We start from the raw sequence: 17876 nt of genomic DNA, 5'->3' as shown, positions 1-17876 counted from the left end.
CCACGGCGAGCCGCTCGAGGGCCTTCAGGCGCGGGCCGCCTTCCTGGTGGCTCCACTGTCTCACGACATTGCAGGCGAGCCGGAATCCCTCGCTCGGTACCTCCGAATCATGCCGCCGGAGCAGGCCCAGGCTCGCCCATACCTGGACGAAGGTCCCCAGCCAGACGGGCGCCACCTCCCGTGTCGTCGTGCCTTCGAGCAGCGTCCACCGCATGCGGCTGTACAGAGGAGGCGGCGAGACCCCCTCCACGGGACGAGGCCTCCCGGGCACGCGCGAGAGTGTGGCCCGATAGAAGCACTCCGATGCGGCCAGCAACACGACACAGCCGAGGCACAGCAGCCACACCAGCCACCGGAGGACCCGTTTCCATCCCATGGCCAGGGCCCGGGTGCAGCCTTCAGGCCAGTGCACCCGGACAGCCCGGCCTCCCGTCACCCGTGCATGCGGCCCGGCACCCGTGTCCCTCATGTCACCCGGTCGTGACACTCCGGTACTTGCCGAACCACGACATTCCAATATCCTGATATCCGCATGCCCCCCGCCATCGCCTCCCTGGATGTCCGCTCCGCCTCACGCCTCTTCAAGGCGCTGGGGGATGAGACCCGCCTGCGCATCGTCGCGTTGCTCAGTCACGGCGAGCTGTGCGTCTGCCACTTCGAGTCCGCGCTCCGGCTGACGCAGTCGAACACCTCCCGGCAGCTCGCGGTGCTGAAGAACGCGGGCATCGTCGAGGCCCGGCGTGACGGAAGCTGGGTCTACTACCAGCTCGCTCCCCAGCTGGACGAGGTGTGCAGGGCGCAGCTCAAGGCGCTCGTCGCGGCCTTCTCCAAGCGGGACGTGCTCCGCGACGACGTGAAGCGCCTGCTCAAGTCTCGCGGCCCCAACGCCTGCACGTAGCGAAGGAGTCTTCCCGCCATGAACGCCGCCGCCCCTCCCGAGAGCATCGTCAAGAAGCTCTCCGTCCTCGACAGGCTGTTGCCAGTCTGGATTTTCGCCGCCATGGCCCTGGGCATCGGCCTGGGCCGGGCCTTCCCGGACCTGGGCGCGCGGTTGGATACGGTGAAGCTGGACACAGTGTCGCTGCCCATCGCCATCGGTCTGCTGTGGATGATGTACCCGGTGCTGGCCAAGGTGCGCTACGGCGAGCTGGGCCGGCTGCGCGCGCGGGGCAAGCTCTTCACCACGTCACTGGTGCTCAACTGGGTGGTGGGGCCGTTGCTGATGTTCGGGCTGGCGTGGCTCTTCCTGCCGGACCTGCCGCACTACCGCAATGGCCTCATCCTCATCGGACTGGCGCGCTGCATCGCCATGGTCCTCATCTGGAACATGCTCGCGTGTGGCAGCAACGAGGTGGCCGCCGTGCTGGTGGCCCTCAACTCCGTCTTCCAGATTCTCTTCTACTCGGTGCTGGGTTGGCTCTTCCTCACCGGGATTCCCGGCTGGCTCGGCGCGGACGCCACGGCCTTCGACGTGCCCATGGGGAGCATCGCGAAGAGCGTGCTCATCTTCCTGGGCGTGCCGCTGGTGGCGGGCGCGCTGACCCGCGTCGTCCTCACCCGGCTCAAGGGAGAGCCGTGGTACGAGCAGCGCTTCCTGCCGCGCCTGGGGCCCACGGCGCTGCTCGGGCTGCTCTACACCATCGTCCTCATGTTCGCCATGCAGGGGGAGAAGCTCACGCGCCTGCCGCTGGACGTGGTGCGCATCTCCCTGCCGCTGCTCGTGTACTTCCTCATCATGTTCACCAGCGCGTTCTTCCTCTCGCGCCGGCTGGGCTTCAGCTACGAGGAGACGACGTCCCTCTCCTTCACGGCGGCGGGCAACAACTTCGAGCTGGCCATCGCGGTGGCGGTGGGCGTCTTCGGCATGGCCTCGGGAGAGGCGCTGGCCGGTGTGGTGGGCCCGCTCATCGAGGTGCCCGCGCTCATCGCCCTGGTGTACCTCTCGCTGGGGCTCAAGCGCCGGCTGTTCCCCGCGTCCGGAGAGGCCGTCCTGCCCCGCCGCTTCGAGGGCAAGATGCCCGCGTCCGGGCCGGGAGAGGCGAACCCGTGAACCCTTTCACCCGTGTCCCCATGCTTGACTGCGAACCGGAGGTCTCACGATGAACACGGTCATCTTCGCCTGTGTGCACAACGCCGGCCGCTCGCAGATGGCGGCGGCCTTCTTCAACACGCTGGCCGACCCGGCGAAGGCCCGCGCGGTGTCCGCCGGCACGCAGCCCGGAGAGCGCGTCCACCCCGAGGTGCTCACGGCGATGGCGGAGGTGGGCGTCGACCTCTCGGGAGCGAAGCCCCAGCGCCTCACGGATGAGCTGAGCCAGGGTGCGCAGTGGCTCATCACCATGGGCTGCGGTGAGGCGTGCCCGCATGTGCCCGGACTGAAGCGCGATGACTGGCCGCTCGAGGACCCCAAGGGCAAGCCGGTGGAGCACGTGCGCAGGATTCGAGACGACGTGGCCTCGCGCATCGCCCGGTTCGTGGAGCGCCAGGGCTGGAGCCGCCAGGGACGGAGTGTCGCCGTGCGCGCCGCGACTCCCGCGGACCTTCCCACCGTACTGCGGCTGCTGGGTGCCGCGTCGCTGCCGCTCGACGGAGTGGAGGCGCACTTCGGCGACTTCCTCGTCGCGGAGGTGGATGGACAGGTGGCGGCGGCTGGAGGACTGGAGGTCTACGGCGACGCGGCGCTGCTGCGCTCGGTGGTGGTGTCCCCCACGTCGCGCGGGTTGGGCCTGGGCCGGCGGCTCACGGAGGCCCTGGTGGAGCTCGCCACGAAGCGGGGCGCGCCGTCCCTGTATCTCCTGACGACGACAGCGGAGGACTACTTCCCGCGCCTCGGGTTCATACGCACCACCCGCGACGCGCTGCCCCAGGGACTGCACGCCTCCGCCGAGCTGCGGGGCGCCTGTCCCCAGTCGGCGGTGGTGATGCACCGGAGCCCTCGCCCCCTGGCGGACTGAAGAGGCCGCAAAGGCCCACGACGCGAGACGTTGCCCCGTCAAGCACCCCACGGTGGTGGGCGCACAACCCGGGGCGTTGCCCCGCGAAGCACCTATGTCGGACCCACCCGGTAGACAGGTGCTGCTGGAAGGAACGTTCGTTCCGCGGAGGCTCCTCCCCCGAGGAGGGGCGAAGCGGAAGGACGTCTCGTTCGCGGCAGCCAGTCGCCCGAGGGGCGGGAAGGGGGAGGGGATGGATTTCCTGGAGATGATGCACGCCGAGTCCATGCGCGACGCGGCGGCGCTGTTGGCGCGGCGGGGCTACGACAACGTGCAGGCCGCGGGGCTGGCCGAGGCCATGCGGATGTCGGTGGGCTCGTTGTACCGACGCTACGGCAGCAAGCTGGGCCTGGCTCTGGCGGTGCGCGACTTCACCGAGAAGGAGCTGAGCTACCACGTGGAGGTGGCCTTCCTGTTGAAGCACGGCAGGCCGGGGGTGGACTTCGCCCAGGCCTTCCTCACCTTCTGGTGGGAGCTGGCCTGCTGGGCGCTGAGGCAGCCGGGCCTCTTCAACTTCACTTTCCTGCACTGGCATGCGCAGGCGTATGGGCCGCACTCGCCCCCTGCTCCCGCGCCACGAGTGGCCGGGGCGCTCATCCCGCAGCAGTCGTACGGTGGGGCGACGCGGGCGCTGGTGCGCCAGGTGCTGGAGAAGGGCGAGCATGAGGGGGCGCTGGCCTCCGGCTGTGCCCAGCTGGGCGAGGGGCTGGTGTGGGGCGCGCTGCTGGAACTGGCGCGCGCGGCACAGCAGGGCGAGAAGGTGGGCGAAGCCGAAGTGCTCGCCCCGGCGCGCGCCCTCTGGCGTGCCCTGGCGCCCTCCGAGCCCTCCGGGCCCTCCGGGCCGCGAGGCACCGGCACGCCTTCAGGCGAAGAGCCCGGCCACCAAGGCGAGGGAACGCTCTCTCCAGACGAAGAGTCCAGCAGCCCCCGAGACACTGGCACGCCTTCCGGCTCCCGAGGCGCGGGCAAGGCTTCCCCGGGGAGCAACGTGCCATCACCCGCGACACCTGGCGGGCTCGACCCGAAGGAGTTGTCCAAAAAGGCGAAAGTCGAGTCAGAACACGTACCGCACGCCGAGGCGAACCTCACGCGGTGCCTGGTACCGCGCGGGCACGGGGAGAGCACCCTCATCCGGAGTTTCCTGTGCCCCGTGGGTCATCACCTGCGAGTCGAGGAGGTTGAAGGCCTCCAGCTGGAAGGACATCACCTCCCTGCGGGTGACCCGGTAGGAGACGGCGAAGCGGGCGTCGAAGGTGTGTACCCAGGGCGTGCGTCCCGGCGCGCCTTCGAGCGGCATGCCGGACATGCCGAAGTACGACAGGCCCAGGCTGGTCGACACCTGGGAGGAGAGGTTGAGCTCCCGGGCGCCGAAGATGCGGAGGACATGGGGCCTGTCCGCGAGGGGCCGCCGCGTTCCGCCCGCTTCGACGACCGGAAGGGGAGACACCGGAAGGCCGTACCCATCCTGTCCCGTCGAAGCGAGAAACGGGCCCGCGTGGTTGCCGGACAGCCGCGACAGTGTGTAGCTGACCTCGGCCAACCAGCCGTCCGTGAAGCCGTGCCTCACTCCCACGGTCACCGCGTCATGGGTGCGCTTCGCCGCTGGAAGGTTCGAAGCGAGGCCCCGTCCGGGATTGCCAAGCACCACCCCGCCCACTCCTGCCACACGCACGAGCGCGGGAGCGGTGTCGAGGTCGCGGTGGGTATAGGCGACGCTTACGAGCGCCTCCGACAGCACCTCCATCTCGAAGCCCGCGACGAGCTCACGTGTGGACGCTGGCGCGAGGCCCGGGTCCACCGCCACAGCCTCGGGTGTCGTCCCGACAGGCCCGTCCAGCAGCCCGAGCGGGACCACGCCCCGGTGTGTCGCATGGTGGGCGAACACCTTCGCCTGGCCGTTCCTCCAGAGGTCGACCACCAGCCCCACTCGCGGCGAGAGCTGGGGCATGGCGATGAGAGGCGTCGCACCCGCTCCGGCGTCCAGGCGCTGCACGTCGTAGCGGAGGCCCGCGTTCAGCGTGAACCTGTGCCAGAACATCCAGCTGTCCTGGACGAAGGCCCCCAGGAGCGTGCTGGTCGTCCTCGACTCCAGCAGGGTGGGGCGGCCCGGGGCCTCCCCCGCCACTGCCCGCGTCCGCGCGTGGACGAAGTGCCCCGTGTCCACACCCGCCTGGAGCACATGGACCCCAGGTCCTCGCCACAGGTAGTAGCTCCTGGCGTTGGCCTGATAGCCATCCAGCTCGCGGAGGGGCAGGGCGCCCGCACTGGCGGCGCCATCCCTCTCGGACAGGAGTGAGCTGCCCTGGTGCAGCCAGCCCGCGTTGGCTTCCACCAGCAGGTACCTGTCCAGGAGTGCGCCGCGATACTGAAGACTCGTCAGCACCGTGTTGGTGTCGCGCTCCCACGGCTCCGGCGCCGGGCTGGCCACGCGCTCGTGGGTGGGCGCGGTGATGACCGCCAGCGAGACGTTGTGGTCCCTGTCGGGCAGGTACGTCAGCTTCGCCATCGCCTGGACGCCGCGCTCATCGACGAAGAAGGTCCGTGGGGTATGGGTGTGCTCTCTCCGTCCAAGTGTCGGAGCCACCCCCGCGAAGAACCAGAGGCGGTCCTTCACGAGGGGCCCTCCCAGGGTGGCGCCGAAGTCGCCCAGGTTCTTGAGCGCACCCCGGCCCGGCGTGGACGCGGTCTCCCCCTCCAGTACGCCCGGTACCCAGTGGGCGAAGACGGAGCCGTGAAGCTCATTGCTGCCCGACTTCGCCGTTGTCTCGAAGACGCCGCCGGTGGCACGGCCGTTCTTCGCCGGGAAGCCCGCCGTGAGGATGCTCACGTCCTGGAGGAACTCGGTGGTGAGCGGGAGGGCATTGAGCCCGGACGCGGCATCACGGGTGGAGAGGCCATCCAGCAGGTACTCGTTCTCGAAGGCGCTGGCGCCGTTGATGGCGCTGCCGTCCACGTCGACCACCACCTGCGGGATGAACTCGGAGAGGCTCTCGGAAGCGCGCACCGCGCCGTCCCTTCCCGGGGGCCGGTTCACCGCGAGGTACTGGACGTTGTCCAGGAAGTAGGGCCGCCAGCTCGTCGCCGTGCTGCTCGTGTCGACTGACGCCGGGCCCGGGCCACACATGATGATGATCTCCCCCACTTCGTTTTCACGGAGGAGACCCACCGTGACGCGCACCATGCGCTTCGCCCGAAGCGGGATGTCGGACCGCGCGTAGGGCTTGTAATGCTCCTTCTCGAACCGGAGGGTGTAGCGCCCCGGTGGCAGCTCGGGGATGTGGTAGTTCCCCCGCGCATCCGTCACCACCGTCGCCTCGCCCGGGAGCGAGGGAGAGGTCGCCGTGATGACGACGTCGGGGAGGGGCGACTGACTCTCGACGTCCCGCACCGTTCCAAGGATGACCCCGTGCGCCTCGGCGCCAAACGCAGTGAGCGTCAGGAACACCGCCAGGACCTCCAAGGTCTGGAACAACCTCCTCGAGCGCATGCTCAACCCCTCCGCTGGCCGCGAGCATGTCGCCTGCGGGAGGGCCGCGTTCTTCATCGTTTCATCACGAAACGGAGAGCAACCAGCCAGCCACGGGCTCACGTCGAAAGCCTTCGCGCCCGTTCTGTGCTGTCCTGCATCCACTGCCCGGGAGTGTCCCCGGCGGTACGCAGCACGGGCCCGCGACAGGAGCCGCCGTGTGAGTGGACGGGAGAGCCCGGTGACCGGGGGGAGGAAGGGGAGCCGCGCCTCCGCGAGGGCCGTGCGCGCCCTCAGCGCCCGTCCCTGGCCGCTCACCATCGCCATCGCCGCCGCGCTCGGGCTCCTCGTCTACGTCTCCACCACCAGCCTGCCGTACCTCATCTCCTCGCCCACCGCGGACCCGCACTTCGGTGCCCTCAACGACTGTCTCTCCCGCGCGCTGCCCGCGCCCCGGCTCGGCTGGGCCGTGTCCCCGGACGCGTCGCGGGCCGCCGTGTATGGCCCCCGTGCCGTGGCGGTGTGTGACAGGAGCGGAGCCTCCAAGCGCCTGGACGTGACGGGGACGCTCGCCGTCACCTTCAGCGGCGACAACCGGCTCTGGGTCTCCGCTGGCGGCCGCCTGCTTCGCGAGGAGCGGGGCGCCCTGGCGCCCGTGGGAGACTTCGCTCCCGTGTCGCTCGCCGGGCATGCGGGCGGGGTGCTCGCGCTGGATGAGGCCGGGCAGCTCGTCTCCGTGGCGTCCGAGGGCGGGGTGCTCGGCCAGGCGACGGTGCCCGGGGCCGGCGCCCGGCTCTCCGTGGGAGCCACCGGCGCCCTGGCCGCCGTGCTCGTGGAGGGAGCACTCCAGGTCTACGACGCCCGCACGCTCGCTCCCCTGGCCTCCGAGCCTCCATGCCCCGTGGAGGGCCTGTGGTGGCTCGATGAGCCGCAGCGGATGCTGATCGGCTGCGCGCCCACCGGAGCACCGGCCTTCACGCTGGACCTGCGCGCCGGCACCCACGCTCCGGCGCCGGGCGCCCCCGCGACGCCTGCACGCCGGCTCTTCGGCCGTGCCCTCTATGTGCAGGGCTGCGACGGTTTTCCGTGCACGGCTCCGGCCCCCTGAGATGTTGGTAGAAGGCTCCGGTCTCCCGTGTGTTTCACGGGGCGTCCGGGCGCGTGGCCCACACGGTTCAGTACTGGACGGACAGGCCTCGGCGGCCCTGGCTTGGAATCGACAAGCCCGCGAACTCCCTGGAGATTCGCCCCGCCGGGCGCCGCTCAGAGCACCGCTGCAGCGTTCATCCCGATCAGAGGTTTCTAAGCGTGGACGACACCAAGCTCCCCAACACCAACGCCAACGGCCGTAAGCGCGCCTCGCGGAAGACTCCCAACAACGGGTCTTCCCGCTCCGAGGAGCCCACCAGCGCCGGCTCCGAGCGAGAGAACGTCGCGGCCAACCGGCTGCGAACCGAGCGTGCGCGCACCCGCGCCGCCGAGTCGAAGTCCGAGGAGCCGGTCATCAGCGGCAGCCGCGGCGGAGGTTCCCGGACGCCGGGGGCCGGCACCCGGGTACGCAACGGCCACCCGATGCAGCCGCTGCTCGCCGCGCTCCGGGCGGTGCAGGGCGGTGACTTCTCCGTGCGCCTGCCCGGTGGCTCCACCGACGCGGTGATGGAGGAGATTGCCCGCGCCTTCAACGCGGTGGTGACGCTCAACTCCGCGATGACGCACGAGATTGTCCGCGTGGAGCGCGTCGTCGGCCGCGAGGGCCGCATGGGCGAGCGCGTCTCGCTGGGCGACGTCCGCGGCGACTGGGCCACCGGCGTCAACTCCATCAACGCCCTCATCGGCGACCTGGTGCAGCCCACCACGGAAGTCGCGCGCGTGCTGGTGGCGGTGGCCGAAGGCGACCTCACCCAGAAGATGGCCCTCGAAATCGACGGCCAGCCGGTGAAGGGCGAGTTCCTCCGCATCGGCACCACCGTGAACGCGATGGTGGATCAGCTCAACTCGTTCGCCGCCGAAGTGACACGCGTCGCCAAGGAAGTGGGCAGCGACGGCAAGCTGGGCGGTCAGGCCGACGTGAAGGGCGTGTCCGGCGTGTGGAAGGACCTCACGGACAACGTGAACCTGATGGCCAACAACCTCACGGCCCAGGTGCGTAACATCGCCGAGGTGTCCACCGCGGTGGCCAACGGCGACCTGTCCAAGAAGATTACGGTCGACGCGCGCGGCGAGGTCTTCGAGCTGAAGAGCACCATCAACACGATGGTGGACCAGCTCAACGGCTTCGCCTCGGAAGTGACGCGCGTGGCCCGCGAGGTGGGCACCGAGGGGAAGCTGGGTGGTCAGGCCGCGGTGCCCGGTGTGTCCGGCACGTGGAAGGACCTCACGGACAACGTGAACTTCATGGCGTCCAACCTCACCACCCAGGTGCGCGGCATCGTCAAGGTGGTGACGGCCGTCGCCAACGGGGACCTCACCCAGAAGCTGATGGTGCCGTCGCAGGGTGAGATTGCCGCGCTGGGCGCGACGCTCAACAACATGACGGACACGCTCAACGTGTTCGCGCAGCAGGTGACCAGCGTCGCCCGCACGGTGGGGGTCGAGGGCAAGCTGGGCGCCCAGGCCCAGGTGCCCGGCGCCGCCGGCACGTGGAAGGACCTCACCGACAATGTGAACCTGATGGCCAACAACCTCACGGCCCAGGTCCGCAACATCGCCGAGGTGACGACGGCCGTCGCCAAGGGCGACCTGTCCAAGAAGATTACGGTGGACGTGAAGGGCGAGGTGCTCGAGCTGAAGGACACCATCAACACGATGGTGGACCAGCTCCGCGCCTTCGCCTCCGAGGTGACTCGCGTCGCTCGCGAGGTGGGCACCGACGGCAAGCTGGGCGGCCAGGCCGACGTGAAGGGCGTTGCCGGCGTCTGGAAGGACCTCACGGACAACGTGAACTACATGGCCTCCAACCTCACCACGCAGGTGCGAAACATCGCGCTGGTGACGACCTCGGTGGCCAATGGTGACCTGTCCAAGAAGATTACCGTCGACGCTCGCGGCGAGATTCTGGAGCTGAAGAACACCATCAACACGATGGTGGACCAGCTGAACTCGTTCGCCTCGGAAGTCACGCGCGTTGCTCGCGAGGTCGGTACCCACGGCAAGCTGGGCGGTCAGGCCGAGGTGCGCGGCGTGTCCGGCACGTGGAAGGACCTCACGGACAATGTGAACGTGATGGCCGTCAACCTCACCACCCAGGTGCGAGGCATCGCCAAGGTGGTGACGGCGGTAGCCAACGGCGACCTCACCCAGCGCCTGAAGATGGAGGCCAAGGGCGAGGTGGCCGAGCTGGCCGACACCATCAACGCGATGACGCAGACGCTGTCCATCTTCGCCCAGCAGGTCACGGACGTCGCCCGCACGGTGGGCGTGGAAGGGAAGCTGGGCGCCCAGGCGGTGGTGCCCGGAGTGGCCGGCACGTGGAAGGACCTCACGAACAACGTGAACCTGCTCGCGAACAACCTCACCGACCAGGTCCGTAACATCGCCGAGGTGACGACGGCCGTCGCCCGGGGTGACCTGTCGCGCAAGATTACGGTTGATGCGAAGGGCGAGGTGCTGGAGCTGAAGAGCACCATCAACACGATGGTGGACCAGCTCCGCGCGTTCGCCTCCGAAGTGACTCGCGTCGCCAAGGAAGTCGGTACGGAAGGGAAGCTCGGCGGTCAGGCCGACGTGAAGGGCGTGTCCGGCGTCTGGAAGGACCTCACGGACAACGTGAACTTCATGGCGTCCAACCTCACCAGCCAGGTGCGCGGCATCGTCCGCGTGGTGACGGCGGTTGCGAACGGCGACCTCACCCAGAAGCTGATGATGGATGCGAAGGGCGAGATTGCCGCCCTCGCGGACACCATCAACGCGATGACGCAGACGCTGTCCATCTTCGCCCAGCAGGTGACGGACGTCGCCCGCACGGTGGGTGTCGAGGGCAAGCTGGGCGCCCAGGCCGAGGTGCCGGGCGTCGCGGGCACGTGGAAGGATCTCACGAACAACGTGAACCTGCTCGCGAACAACCTCACCGCGCAGGTGCGAAACATCGCCGAAGTCACCACGGCCGTCGCGAATGGGGACCTGTCCAAGAAGATTACGGTTGATGCGAAGGGCGAGGTGCTGGAGCTGAAGAGCACCATCAACACGATGGTGGACCAGCTCCGCGCCTTCGCCGCCGAGGTGACTCGCGTCGCCAAGGAAGTCGGTACCGAAGGCAAGCTGGGCGGTCAGGCCGACGTGAAGGGCGTGTCCGGCGTGTGGAAGGACCTCACGGACAACGTGAATGTCCTCGCCGGCAACCTCACCGACCAGGTGCGAAACATCGCGAAGGTGACGACGGCCGTCGCGAACGGCGACCTCTCGCAGAAAATCACCGTCTCCGTGAAGGGCGAGGTGCTCGAGCTGAAGAACACCATCAACACGATGGTGGACCAGCTCCGCGCGTTCGCCTCCGAGGTGACTCGCGTCGCCAAGGAAGTCGGCACGGAAGGCAAGCTGGGCGGTCAGGCCGCGGTGCCCGGAGTCGCGGGCGTGTGGAAGGACCTCACGGACAACGTGAATGTCCTCGCCGGCAACCTCACCGACCAGGTGCGAAACATCGCGAAGGTGACGACGGCCGTTGCCAACGGCGACCTGTCGCAGAAGATCTCCGTCGAGGCGCGCGGCGAAATCCTGGAGCTGAAGAGCACCATCAACACGATGGTGGACCAGCTCCGCGCCTTCGCCGCCGAGGTGACGCGCGTCGCGAAGGAAGTGGGTACGGACGGCAAGCTGGGAGGGCAAGCCGCGGTGCCGGGTGTCGCCGGCACGTGGAAGGACCTCACGGACAACGTGAACAGCATGGCCTCCAACCTCACCGCGCAGGTGCGAAACATCGCGCTGGTGACGACGGCCGTCGCGAATGGCGACCTGTCCAAGAAGATTACGGTCGACGCGAAGGGCGAAATCCTGGAGCTGAAGGACACCATCAACATCATGGTGGACCAGCTCAACAGCTTCGCCTCCGAAGTGACGCGCGTCGCACGCGAAGTCGGTACGGAAGGAAAGCTGGGAGGGCAGGCGGAAGTGCGCGGCGTGTCCGGCGTCTGGAAGGACCTGACGGACAACGTGAACTTCATGGCCCGCAACCTCACCACCCAGGTGCGCGGCATCGTCAAGGTCGTGACGGCCGTCGCCAACGGCGACCTGAAGCAGAAGCTGGTGGTGGAAGCCAAGGGCGAGGTGGCCGCGCTCGCGGAGACCATCAACAACATGACCGACACGCTCGGCACGTTCGCCGAGCAGGTGTCCACGGTGGCCCGTGAAGTGGGTGTGGAAGGGAAGCTCGGCGGTCAGGCCCGTGTGCCCGGCGTCGCCGGCACGTGGAAGGACCTCACGGACAACGTGAACTTCATGGCGTCCAACCTCACCACCCAGGTGCGCGGCATCGTCCGCGTGGTGACGGCCGTCGCCAATGGCGATTTGACGCAGAAGCTCATCGTCGACGCGAAGGGCGAGGTGGCCGCGCTCGCGGACACCATCAACAACATGACGGACACGCTGGGCACCTTCGCCGAGCAGGTGTCCACGGTGGCCCGCGAAGTGGGTATCGAAGGAAAGCTGGGCGGCCAGGCCCGCGTGCCCGGTGCGCGCGGCACGTGGCGGCAGCTGACCGACAACGTGAACCAGCTCGCCGGTACCCTGACGAGCCAGCTGCGCGCCATCTCCGACGTCGCCACCGCGGTGACGAAGGGCGATTTGACTCGCAGCATCACCGTCGTCGCGGAGGGCGAAGTCGCCGCGCTGAAGGACAACATCAACCAGATGATCGTCAACCTGCGGGAGACGACGCAGAAGAACCAGGAGCAGGACTGGCTCAAGACGAACCTGGCGAAGTTCTCCGGCATGATGCAGGGCCAGAAGAGCCTGGACGCCGTCAGCCGCCTCATCATGAGCGAGCTGACGCCGCTGGTCTCCGCCCACCACGGCGCCTTCTTCCTCGTGGACGGCGAGGCCGGCACGCCGCTGCTCAAGCTCACCAGCACCTACGCGTACCGGGAGCGCAAGCACATCGCCAACCGGTTCCGCATGGGCGAGGGCCTTGTCGGCCAGGCTGCCCTGGAGCGGAAGACGATTCTGCTCACCCGGGTGCCCTCGGACTACATCACCATCTCCTCGGGCCTGGGTGAGTCCGCGCCGCTCAACATCATCGTCCTGCCCGTCCTCTTCGAGGGCGAGGTCAAGGCCGTCATCGAGCTGGCGTCCTTCCACCCGTTCAGCGCCATCCACCAGATTTTCCTGGACCAGCTCACCGAGAGCATTGGCGTCGTGCTGAACATGATCATCGCCAACATGCGCACGGAGCAGCTGCTGCTCCAGTCGCAGGGCCTCACGCAGGAGCTGCAGAGCCAGTCCAAGGAGCTCACGCAGCAGCAGGACGCCCTCAAGCGCTCCAACATCGAGCTGGAGGAGAAGGCGAAGCTGCTCGAGGAGCAGAACCGCCGCGTCGAGGAGAAGAACAACGAGGTGGAGCGCGCCCGCGTCAGCCTGGAGGAGAAGGCGGAGCAGCTCACCGTCATCTCCAAGTACAAGAGCGAGTTCCTGGCCAACATGAGCCACGAGCTGCGCACGCCGCTCAACTCGCTGCTCATCCTCGCCAAGCTGCTGTCGGACAACAAGGACGGCAACCTCAGCAACAAGCAGGTCGAGTACGCCAACACCATCTACGCGTCCGGCGGAGACCTGCTCAGCCTCATCAACGAGATTCTGGACCTCTCCAAGGTGGAGGCGGGGAAGATGCAGGTGGAGCCGCGGGACATCGTCCTGTCGGAGCTCAACCAGTTCATCGACCGCAGCTTCCGCCCGGTGGCGGACCAGAAGGGGCTGGCCTTCACGGTGGAGGTGGCGCCGGGCTCGCCGCGGCACGTCCGCACGGACCCGCAGCGCCTGCAGCAGGTGCTGAAGAACCTCCTGTCCAACGCCTTCAAGTTCACCGACGAGGGCAGCGTCAAGATGAAGGTGTCGGTGGCGGACAAGGCGACGCGGCTGGACCACGAGGTGCTCAAGCGCTCGCGGCACGTCATCGCCTTCTCGGTGACGGACACGGGCATCGGCATCGCCAAGGACAAGCAGCGCCTCATCTTCGAGGCCTTCCAGCAGGCGGACGGCTCCACCGCGCGCAAGTACGGTGGCACCGGCCTGGGCCTGTCCATCAGCCGCGAAATCGCCAAGCTGCTGGGCGGCGAAATCCACGTGCAGAGCGAGCCCAAGAAGGGCAGCACCTTCACGCTGTACCTGCCGCCCGAGTACGTCGGGCCCGAGGACGAGGGCCTGCCGCCGCTGTCCGGCCCCAACGAGCCGCTGCCCCGCCCGCCCCCGTCCCCGGACTTCCAGGCCTCCGTCCCCGCCCCGGTCCACCTCCCGCCCACCGTGGCGGAGAGCAGCCATGTGCTCGACGCGGCGCTGCCGCCGCAGGTGGAGTCCACGCTCGCGCCCGTCGCGGTGGAGGATGACCGGGAGCACATCCGCGAGGGAGACCGCGTCCTGCTCGTCATCGAGGACGACGTGAAGTTCGCCCGCATCATGGTGCAGATGGCGCGGGAGAAGGGCTTCAAGGCGCTGGTGGCCACCCGCGGTGACACCGGCCTGTCCATGGCCAACGAGTACCAGCCGCACGCGATTACGTTGGACATCCAGCTGCCCGTGGTGGACGGCTGGAGCGTGCTGGACCGCCTCAAGCGCAACCCGCGCACGCGGCACATCCCGGTGCACGTCATCAGCGTCATGGACAAGCACCAGGGCAACTCGCAGGGCGCCTTCGGCTACCTCACCAAGCCCGTCAGCAAGGAAGGCCTGGAGCGCGTCTTCAACCAGCTCTCCAGCTTCCTGGAGCGCAAGGAGCGCAGGCTCCTGCTGGTGGAGGACGACGACACCCAGCGCGACAGCCTGGTGAAGCTGCTGGCCGACGGCGGCGACGTGGCGGTGACGGCCGTGGCCACTGGCGAGGAGGTGCTGCAGAAGCTGGAGGAGCACGAGTACGACTGCCTCGTCATCGACCTGCTGCTGCCCGACACGGACGGCATCAAGCTGGTGGAGGAGGTCAAGACGCAGCAGCGCTTCCGGGATTTGCCCATCGTCGTCTACACCGGCAAGGAGCTCACCTCGAAGGACGAGGCCCGGCTGCGGCGCTACACCGGCAGCGTCATCCTCAAGAGCGGCTCGAAGAGTCCGGAGCTCCTCCTGAGCGACACCGCGCTCTTCCTCCACCGGCTGGACCAGAACCTCCCGCCCCGCGCCCGGGCCGCCCTGGCCCAGCGCAACGAGAAGGACTCGGAGCTGGCCTCCAAGAAGGTGCTCGTCGTCGATGACGACATGCGCAACATCTTCGCCCTCACCAGCGTGCTGGAGAACCACGGCATGCAGGTGGTCTTCGCGGAGAACGGGCGCGCCGCCATCGAGATGCTGGAGCAGCACCGCGACGTGGACATCGTCCTCATGGACGTGATGATGCCGGAGATGGACGGCTATGAGACCATGCGTGCGATTCGCAAGGACCTCAAGTACGCCAGCCTCCCCATCATCGCCGTCACCGCGAAGGCGCTGAAGGATGACCGCGAGAAGTGCATGGCCGCCGGGGCGAGCGACTACCTGCCCAAGCCGGTGGACACCGACAAGCTGCTGGAGCTCATCCGTCTCTGGGTGAGCGCCTGACAGCCTGAGTGATGGCTAGCGCACGTCTCCGCCGGACTTCGCTCCGGCGGGGGCTGCGCGTGGCTTCATCCACCTGTAGAAGCAGCGGACGGGGCACCCCTTCATCCCATCTCCATGACGCCTAGCGAACACATCCCCGCCGAACGCAGCCAGGAGGCACGGGCCGCCCGCCCCAAGGCGAGCATCCTGATGGTGGACGACCACCCGTCCAACCTGCTGGCACTCGAGGCCATCCTCGAGCCCCTGGGGCAGGAGCTGGTGAAGGCCACCAGCGGTGAGGAAGCGCTCAAGTTCCTGCTCAAGCGGGACTTCGCCGTCATCCTGATGGACGTGCAGATGCCCGGGCTGGATGGCTTCCAGACGGCCACCATCATCAAGCAGCGCGAGCGCACCCGCACCATCCCCATCATCTTCCTCACCGCGCTCAGCCGCGACGCCGCCCATGTCTTCAAGGGCTACGCGCACGGCGCGGTGGACTACCTGCTCAAGCCGTTCGACCCCGAAATCCTCCGCTCCAAGGTCAGCGTCTTCGTGGACCTGTTCCTCAAGGAGCAGGAAATCCAGCGGCAGGCGGCGCTCCTCCGTCAGCGAGACCGCGAAGCACTGGAGCGGCAGAGCGAGCTGCGCTACCGCCGGCTCACCGAGTCGCTGCCCGAGGTGATGTGGGCGGCGCGGCCGGACGGCTCCTTCACCTACGCCAACCGCGCAGGGCGCGACTACACCGGCATCCAGGAGGACGAGCCGCTGTCGCTCACCACCTTCCTGGAGTTCGTCCACCCCACGGACCGCGAAGCCATGCGCGGCGTGTGGGAGCAGGCCATCCGCCTGGGGCAGCGCGTGGAGCGCGAGTTCCGCCTGCGCCGCTTCGACGGTGTGTACCGCTGGCACCTGGCGCGCGCGGTGCCCGAGCGCGACGAGTCCGGGCAGCTCGTCGGCTGGATTGCCGTCGCCACCGACATCGACGACAAGCGCCGGGCGGAAGAGGCGCTGGGGCGCTTCAAGACGACGCTGGACGCCACGCTGGACTGCGTCCTCATGTTCTCTCCCGACTCGCTGACGCTCACCTACGCCAACGCGGGCGCGGCCAAGCAGCTGGCCGGCAGCGTGGACGAGCTGGTGGGGCTGTCGGTGCTGGAGGTGGAGGGCGCCTTCGACGAGGAGGGCTTCCGCAAGCTGCTGGCCCCGCTGCTCAGCGGCACCCTGCCCAGCCAGACGTACTCCACCACCCACCGCCGCCGGGACGGCTCCGAGGTGCCGGTGGAGGTGGTGCTCCAGTTCGTGGCCGCCGACTCGGGGCCGGGCCGCTTCATCTCCGTGGCGCGCGACATCACCGAGCGGCAGCGCGCGGAGACGGCGCTGCGGCTGGCCAGCGAGGCCAAGGACGCCTTCCTCGCCGCGGCCAGCCACGAGCTGCGCACCCCGCTGGCGGCGGCCAAGGGCCACGCCCACCTCGCGCTGCTCAAGCTGGGCAACGAGACGGAGGCCGGGCCGGGCAAGTCACTGAAAATCATCAACCGGCAAATCGACCGGATGGCCAAGCTGGTGGAGGACCTGCTCGACATCAGCCGGCTGCAGGCGGGGCGCCTCTCACTGGAGCTGGAGCGCTTCGACTTGAGCCAGCTGGTGCACGAGACGCGGGACCGCATGGCGGTGCTGTCGCAGGGCCATGAGCTGAACGTGGAGACGCCCGACGGGCTGGAGGGCACGTGGGATAGGGGGCGCCTGGACCAGGTGCTCACCAACCTCCTGTCCAACGCCATGCGCTACTCGCCCGAGGGCGGGCCGGTGCTGGTGCGGCTCACCAACGAGGGCGAGGGCGTGCACCTGTGCGTGGGGGACCGCGGCGTGGGCATCCCCAAGGAGAAGCAGGGGCTCATCTTCGAGCGCTTCGGCCGCGCGCATGGCAGCAAGTACGGCGGCCTGGGCCTGGGGCTCACCATCAGCCAGGGCATCGTCGAGCAGCACGGCGGCCGCATCTGGGTGGAGTCCGCGGGCGTGCCCGGCGAGGGCTCCTCCTTCCATGTGTGGCTGCCCCGCGAGACGGAGCCGCAGACCGCCGCCGTGCACCCGTCGTCCGGCACGCGCACCGCGAACTGAGGGTGGCGCGCGCTAGTTCGCCGGGGGCTTGCCTCCGGCGCGCAGCGGGTGCACGGCCGTCACCCACAGCGTCTGGCTGGCGGGCTCCAGCCGGTAGTCCACGTGGTAGCCCACGGCCTTCAGCGCGAAGGTCTCCTCCGCCTCCTCCTCGCTGACCCACTGGCGGAGCCCCAACGTCGCGGCGACGCCTCTCAGCAGTGAGTCCAGGAGGGCGCGGTCTCCCGCGGGCAGCGCCGACCACGCGGCGCGCGTCTCCCAGGCCGTGGCGACGCGCCACGCCCCGCTTCTCCGCCGGCCCATGCTCATGGGGACCCGGTGGGCGCCCGGGTGATGTCCACCAGGGTGATGACCCGCGCCGCGTCATCCCGCTCGTACGTCACCACCAGTCCGTCCACGGCGAGCGGCGAGGGAGGCACCTTCCCCGGGGAGGACGCCAGGTTGTCCACGGCACCCTGGAACGCGTCGAAGAGCGCGGTGGGCATCAAGCCGATCTGCTTCCACGTCTGGGGCGTGAAGACGACGCGGTAGGGGCCCGAGGCCTTGGGAACGATGCGGTGCATGGGGGGCGGGGATTCGTACGAGCGTGGAAGTCC

The 17876-nt window shown here is 68.7% G+C and carries 9 protein-coding genes and 1 pseudogene; 7 read left to right on the top strand and 3 right to left on the bottom strand.

Translation table 11 applies throughout. The features are described 5' to 3' along the window. Nucleotides 1-532 precede the first annotated feature (532 nt). The 4 genes and pseudogenes from G4D85_RS30380 to G4D85_RS50845 all read left to right on the top strand — a co-directional run. Nucleotides 533-898, top strand: a complete 366-nt coding sequence (locus tag G4D85_RS30380) for an ArsR/SmtB family transcription factor (protein ID WP_164017533.1) — start codon at nt 533-535, stop codon at nt 896-898. A gap of 18 nt (nt 899-916) precedes the next feature. After that, nucleotides 917-2050: an ACR3 family arsenite efflux transporter gene (arsB, locus tag G4D85_RS30375; protein ID WP_164017532.1), complete on the top strand. Its 1134-nt coding sequence runs from the start codon at nt 917-919 to the stop codon at nt 2048-2050. Between the two features lie 49 nt (nt 2051-2099). Beyond that, nucleotides 2100-2954, top strand: a complete 855-nt coding sequence (gene arsN2, locus G4D85_RS50395; protein ID WP_164017531.1) for an arsenic resistance N-acetyltransferase ArsN2 — start codon at nt 2100-2102, stop codon at nt 2952-2954. A 94-nt stretch (nt 2955-3048) separates the two neighbouring features. Next, a pseudogene (locus G4D85_RS50845) lies at nt 3049-3345 on the top strand (helix-turn-helix domain-containing protein); the annotation flags it as partial. Nucleotides 3346-4047: 702 nt separating this feature from the next. Here G4D85_RS50845 and G4D85_RS30360 read toward each other — a convergent pair. Beyond that, a complete protein-coding gene (locus tag G4D85_RS30360) occupies nt 4048-6480 on the bottom strand; it encodes a TonB-dependent receptor (RefSeq protein ID WP_164017530.1) in 2433 nt (810 codons plus the stop codon). Nucleotides 6481-6742: 262 nt separating this feature from the next. Between G4D85_RS30360 and G4D85_RS30355 the strand changes: the two genes are divergently transcribed. The 3 genes from G4D85_RS30355 (at nt 6743) to G4D85_RS30345 (ending at nt 17283) form a co-directional block, all read left to right on the top strand. Then, nucleotides 6743-7567 carry a hypothetical protein gene (locus tag G4D85_RS30355; protein ID WP_338052918.1) on the top strand — a complete coding sequence of 275 codons (825 nt, stop codon included), beginning with the start codon at nt 6743-6745 and terminating at the stop codon, nt 7565-7567. Nucleotides 7568-8031: 464 nt separating this feature from the next. Continuing rightward, nucleotides 8032-15186 (top strand): HAMP domain-containing protein, encoded by a 7155-nt coding sequence (locus tag G4D85_RS30350; RefSeq protein WP_420821732.1) that lies wholly within the window; start codon nt 8032-8034, stop codon nt 15184-15186. A 114-nt stretch (nt 15187-15300) separates the two neighbouring features. Then, a complete protein-coding gene (locus G4D85_RS30345; RefSeq protein ID WP_164017527.1) occupies nt 15301-17283 on the top strand; it encodes a hybrid sensor histidine kinase/response regulator in 1983 nt (660 codons plus the stop codon). Between the two features lie 12 nt (nt 17284-17295). On the opposite strand, the gene G4D85_RS30340 is transcribed toward G4D85_RS30345, so the two are convergent. Both G4D85_RS30340 and G4D85_RS30335 read right to left on the bottom strand, forming a co-directional pair. Next, nucleotides 17296-17589, bottom strand: a complete 294-nt coding sequence (locus tag G4D85_RS30340; protein WP_164017526.1) for a hypothetical protein — start codon at nt 17587-17589, stop codon at nt 17296-17298. After that, nucleotides 17586-17843, bottom strand: coding sequence for a type II toxin-antitoxin system RelE family toxin (locus G4D85_RS30335; protein WP_164017525.1), 258 nt, complete (start codon nt 17841-17843; stop codon nt 17586-17588). The genes G4D85_RS30340 and G4D85_RS30335 overlap by 4 nt, the downstream gene beginning before the upstream one ends. Nucleotides 17844-17876: the final 33 nt, after the last annotated feature.

Source organism: Pyxidicoccus trucidator (assembly GCF_010894435.1).
In the GTDB taxonomy this organism is placed as follows: domain Bacteria; phylum Myxococcota; class Myxococcia; order Myxococcales; family Myxococcaceae; genus Myxococcus; species Myxococcus trucidator.
The sequence above is the reverse complement of the archived record's forward strand: the minus strand, read 5'-3'. Positions and strand labels throughout refer to the sequence as shown.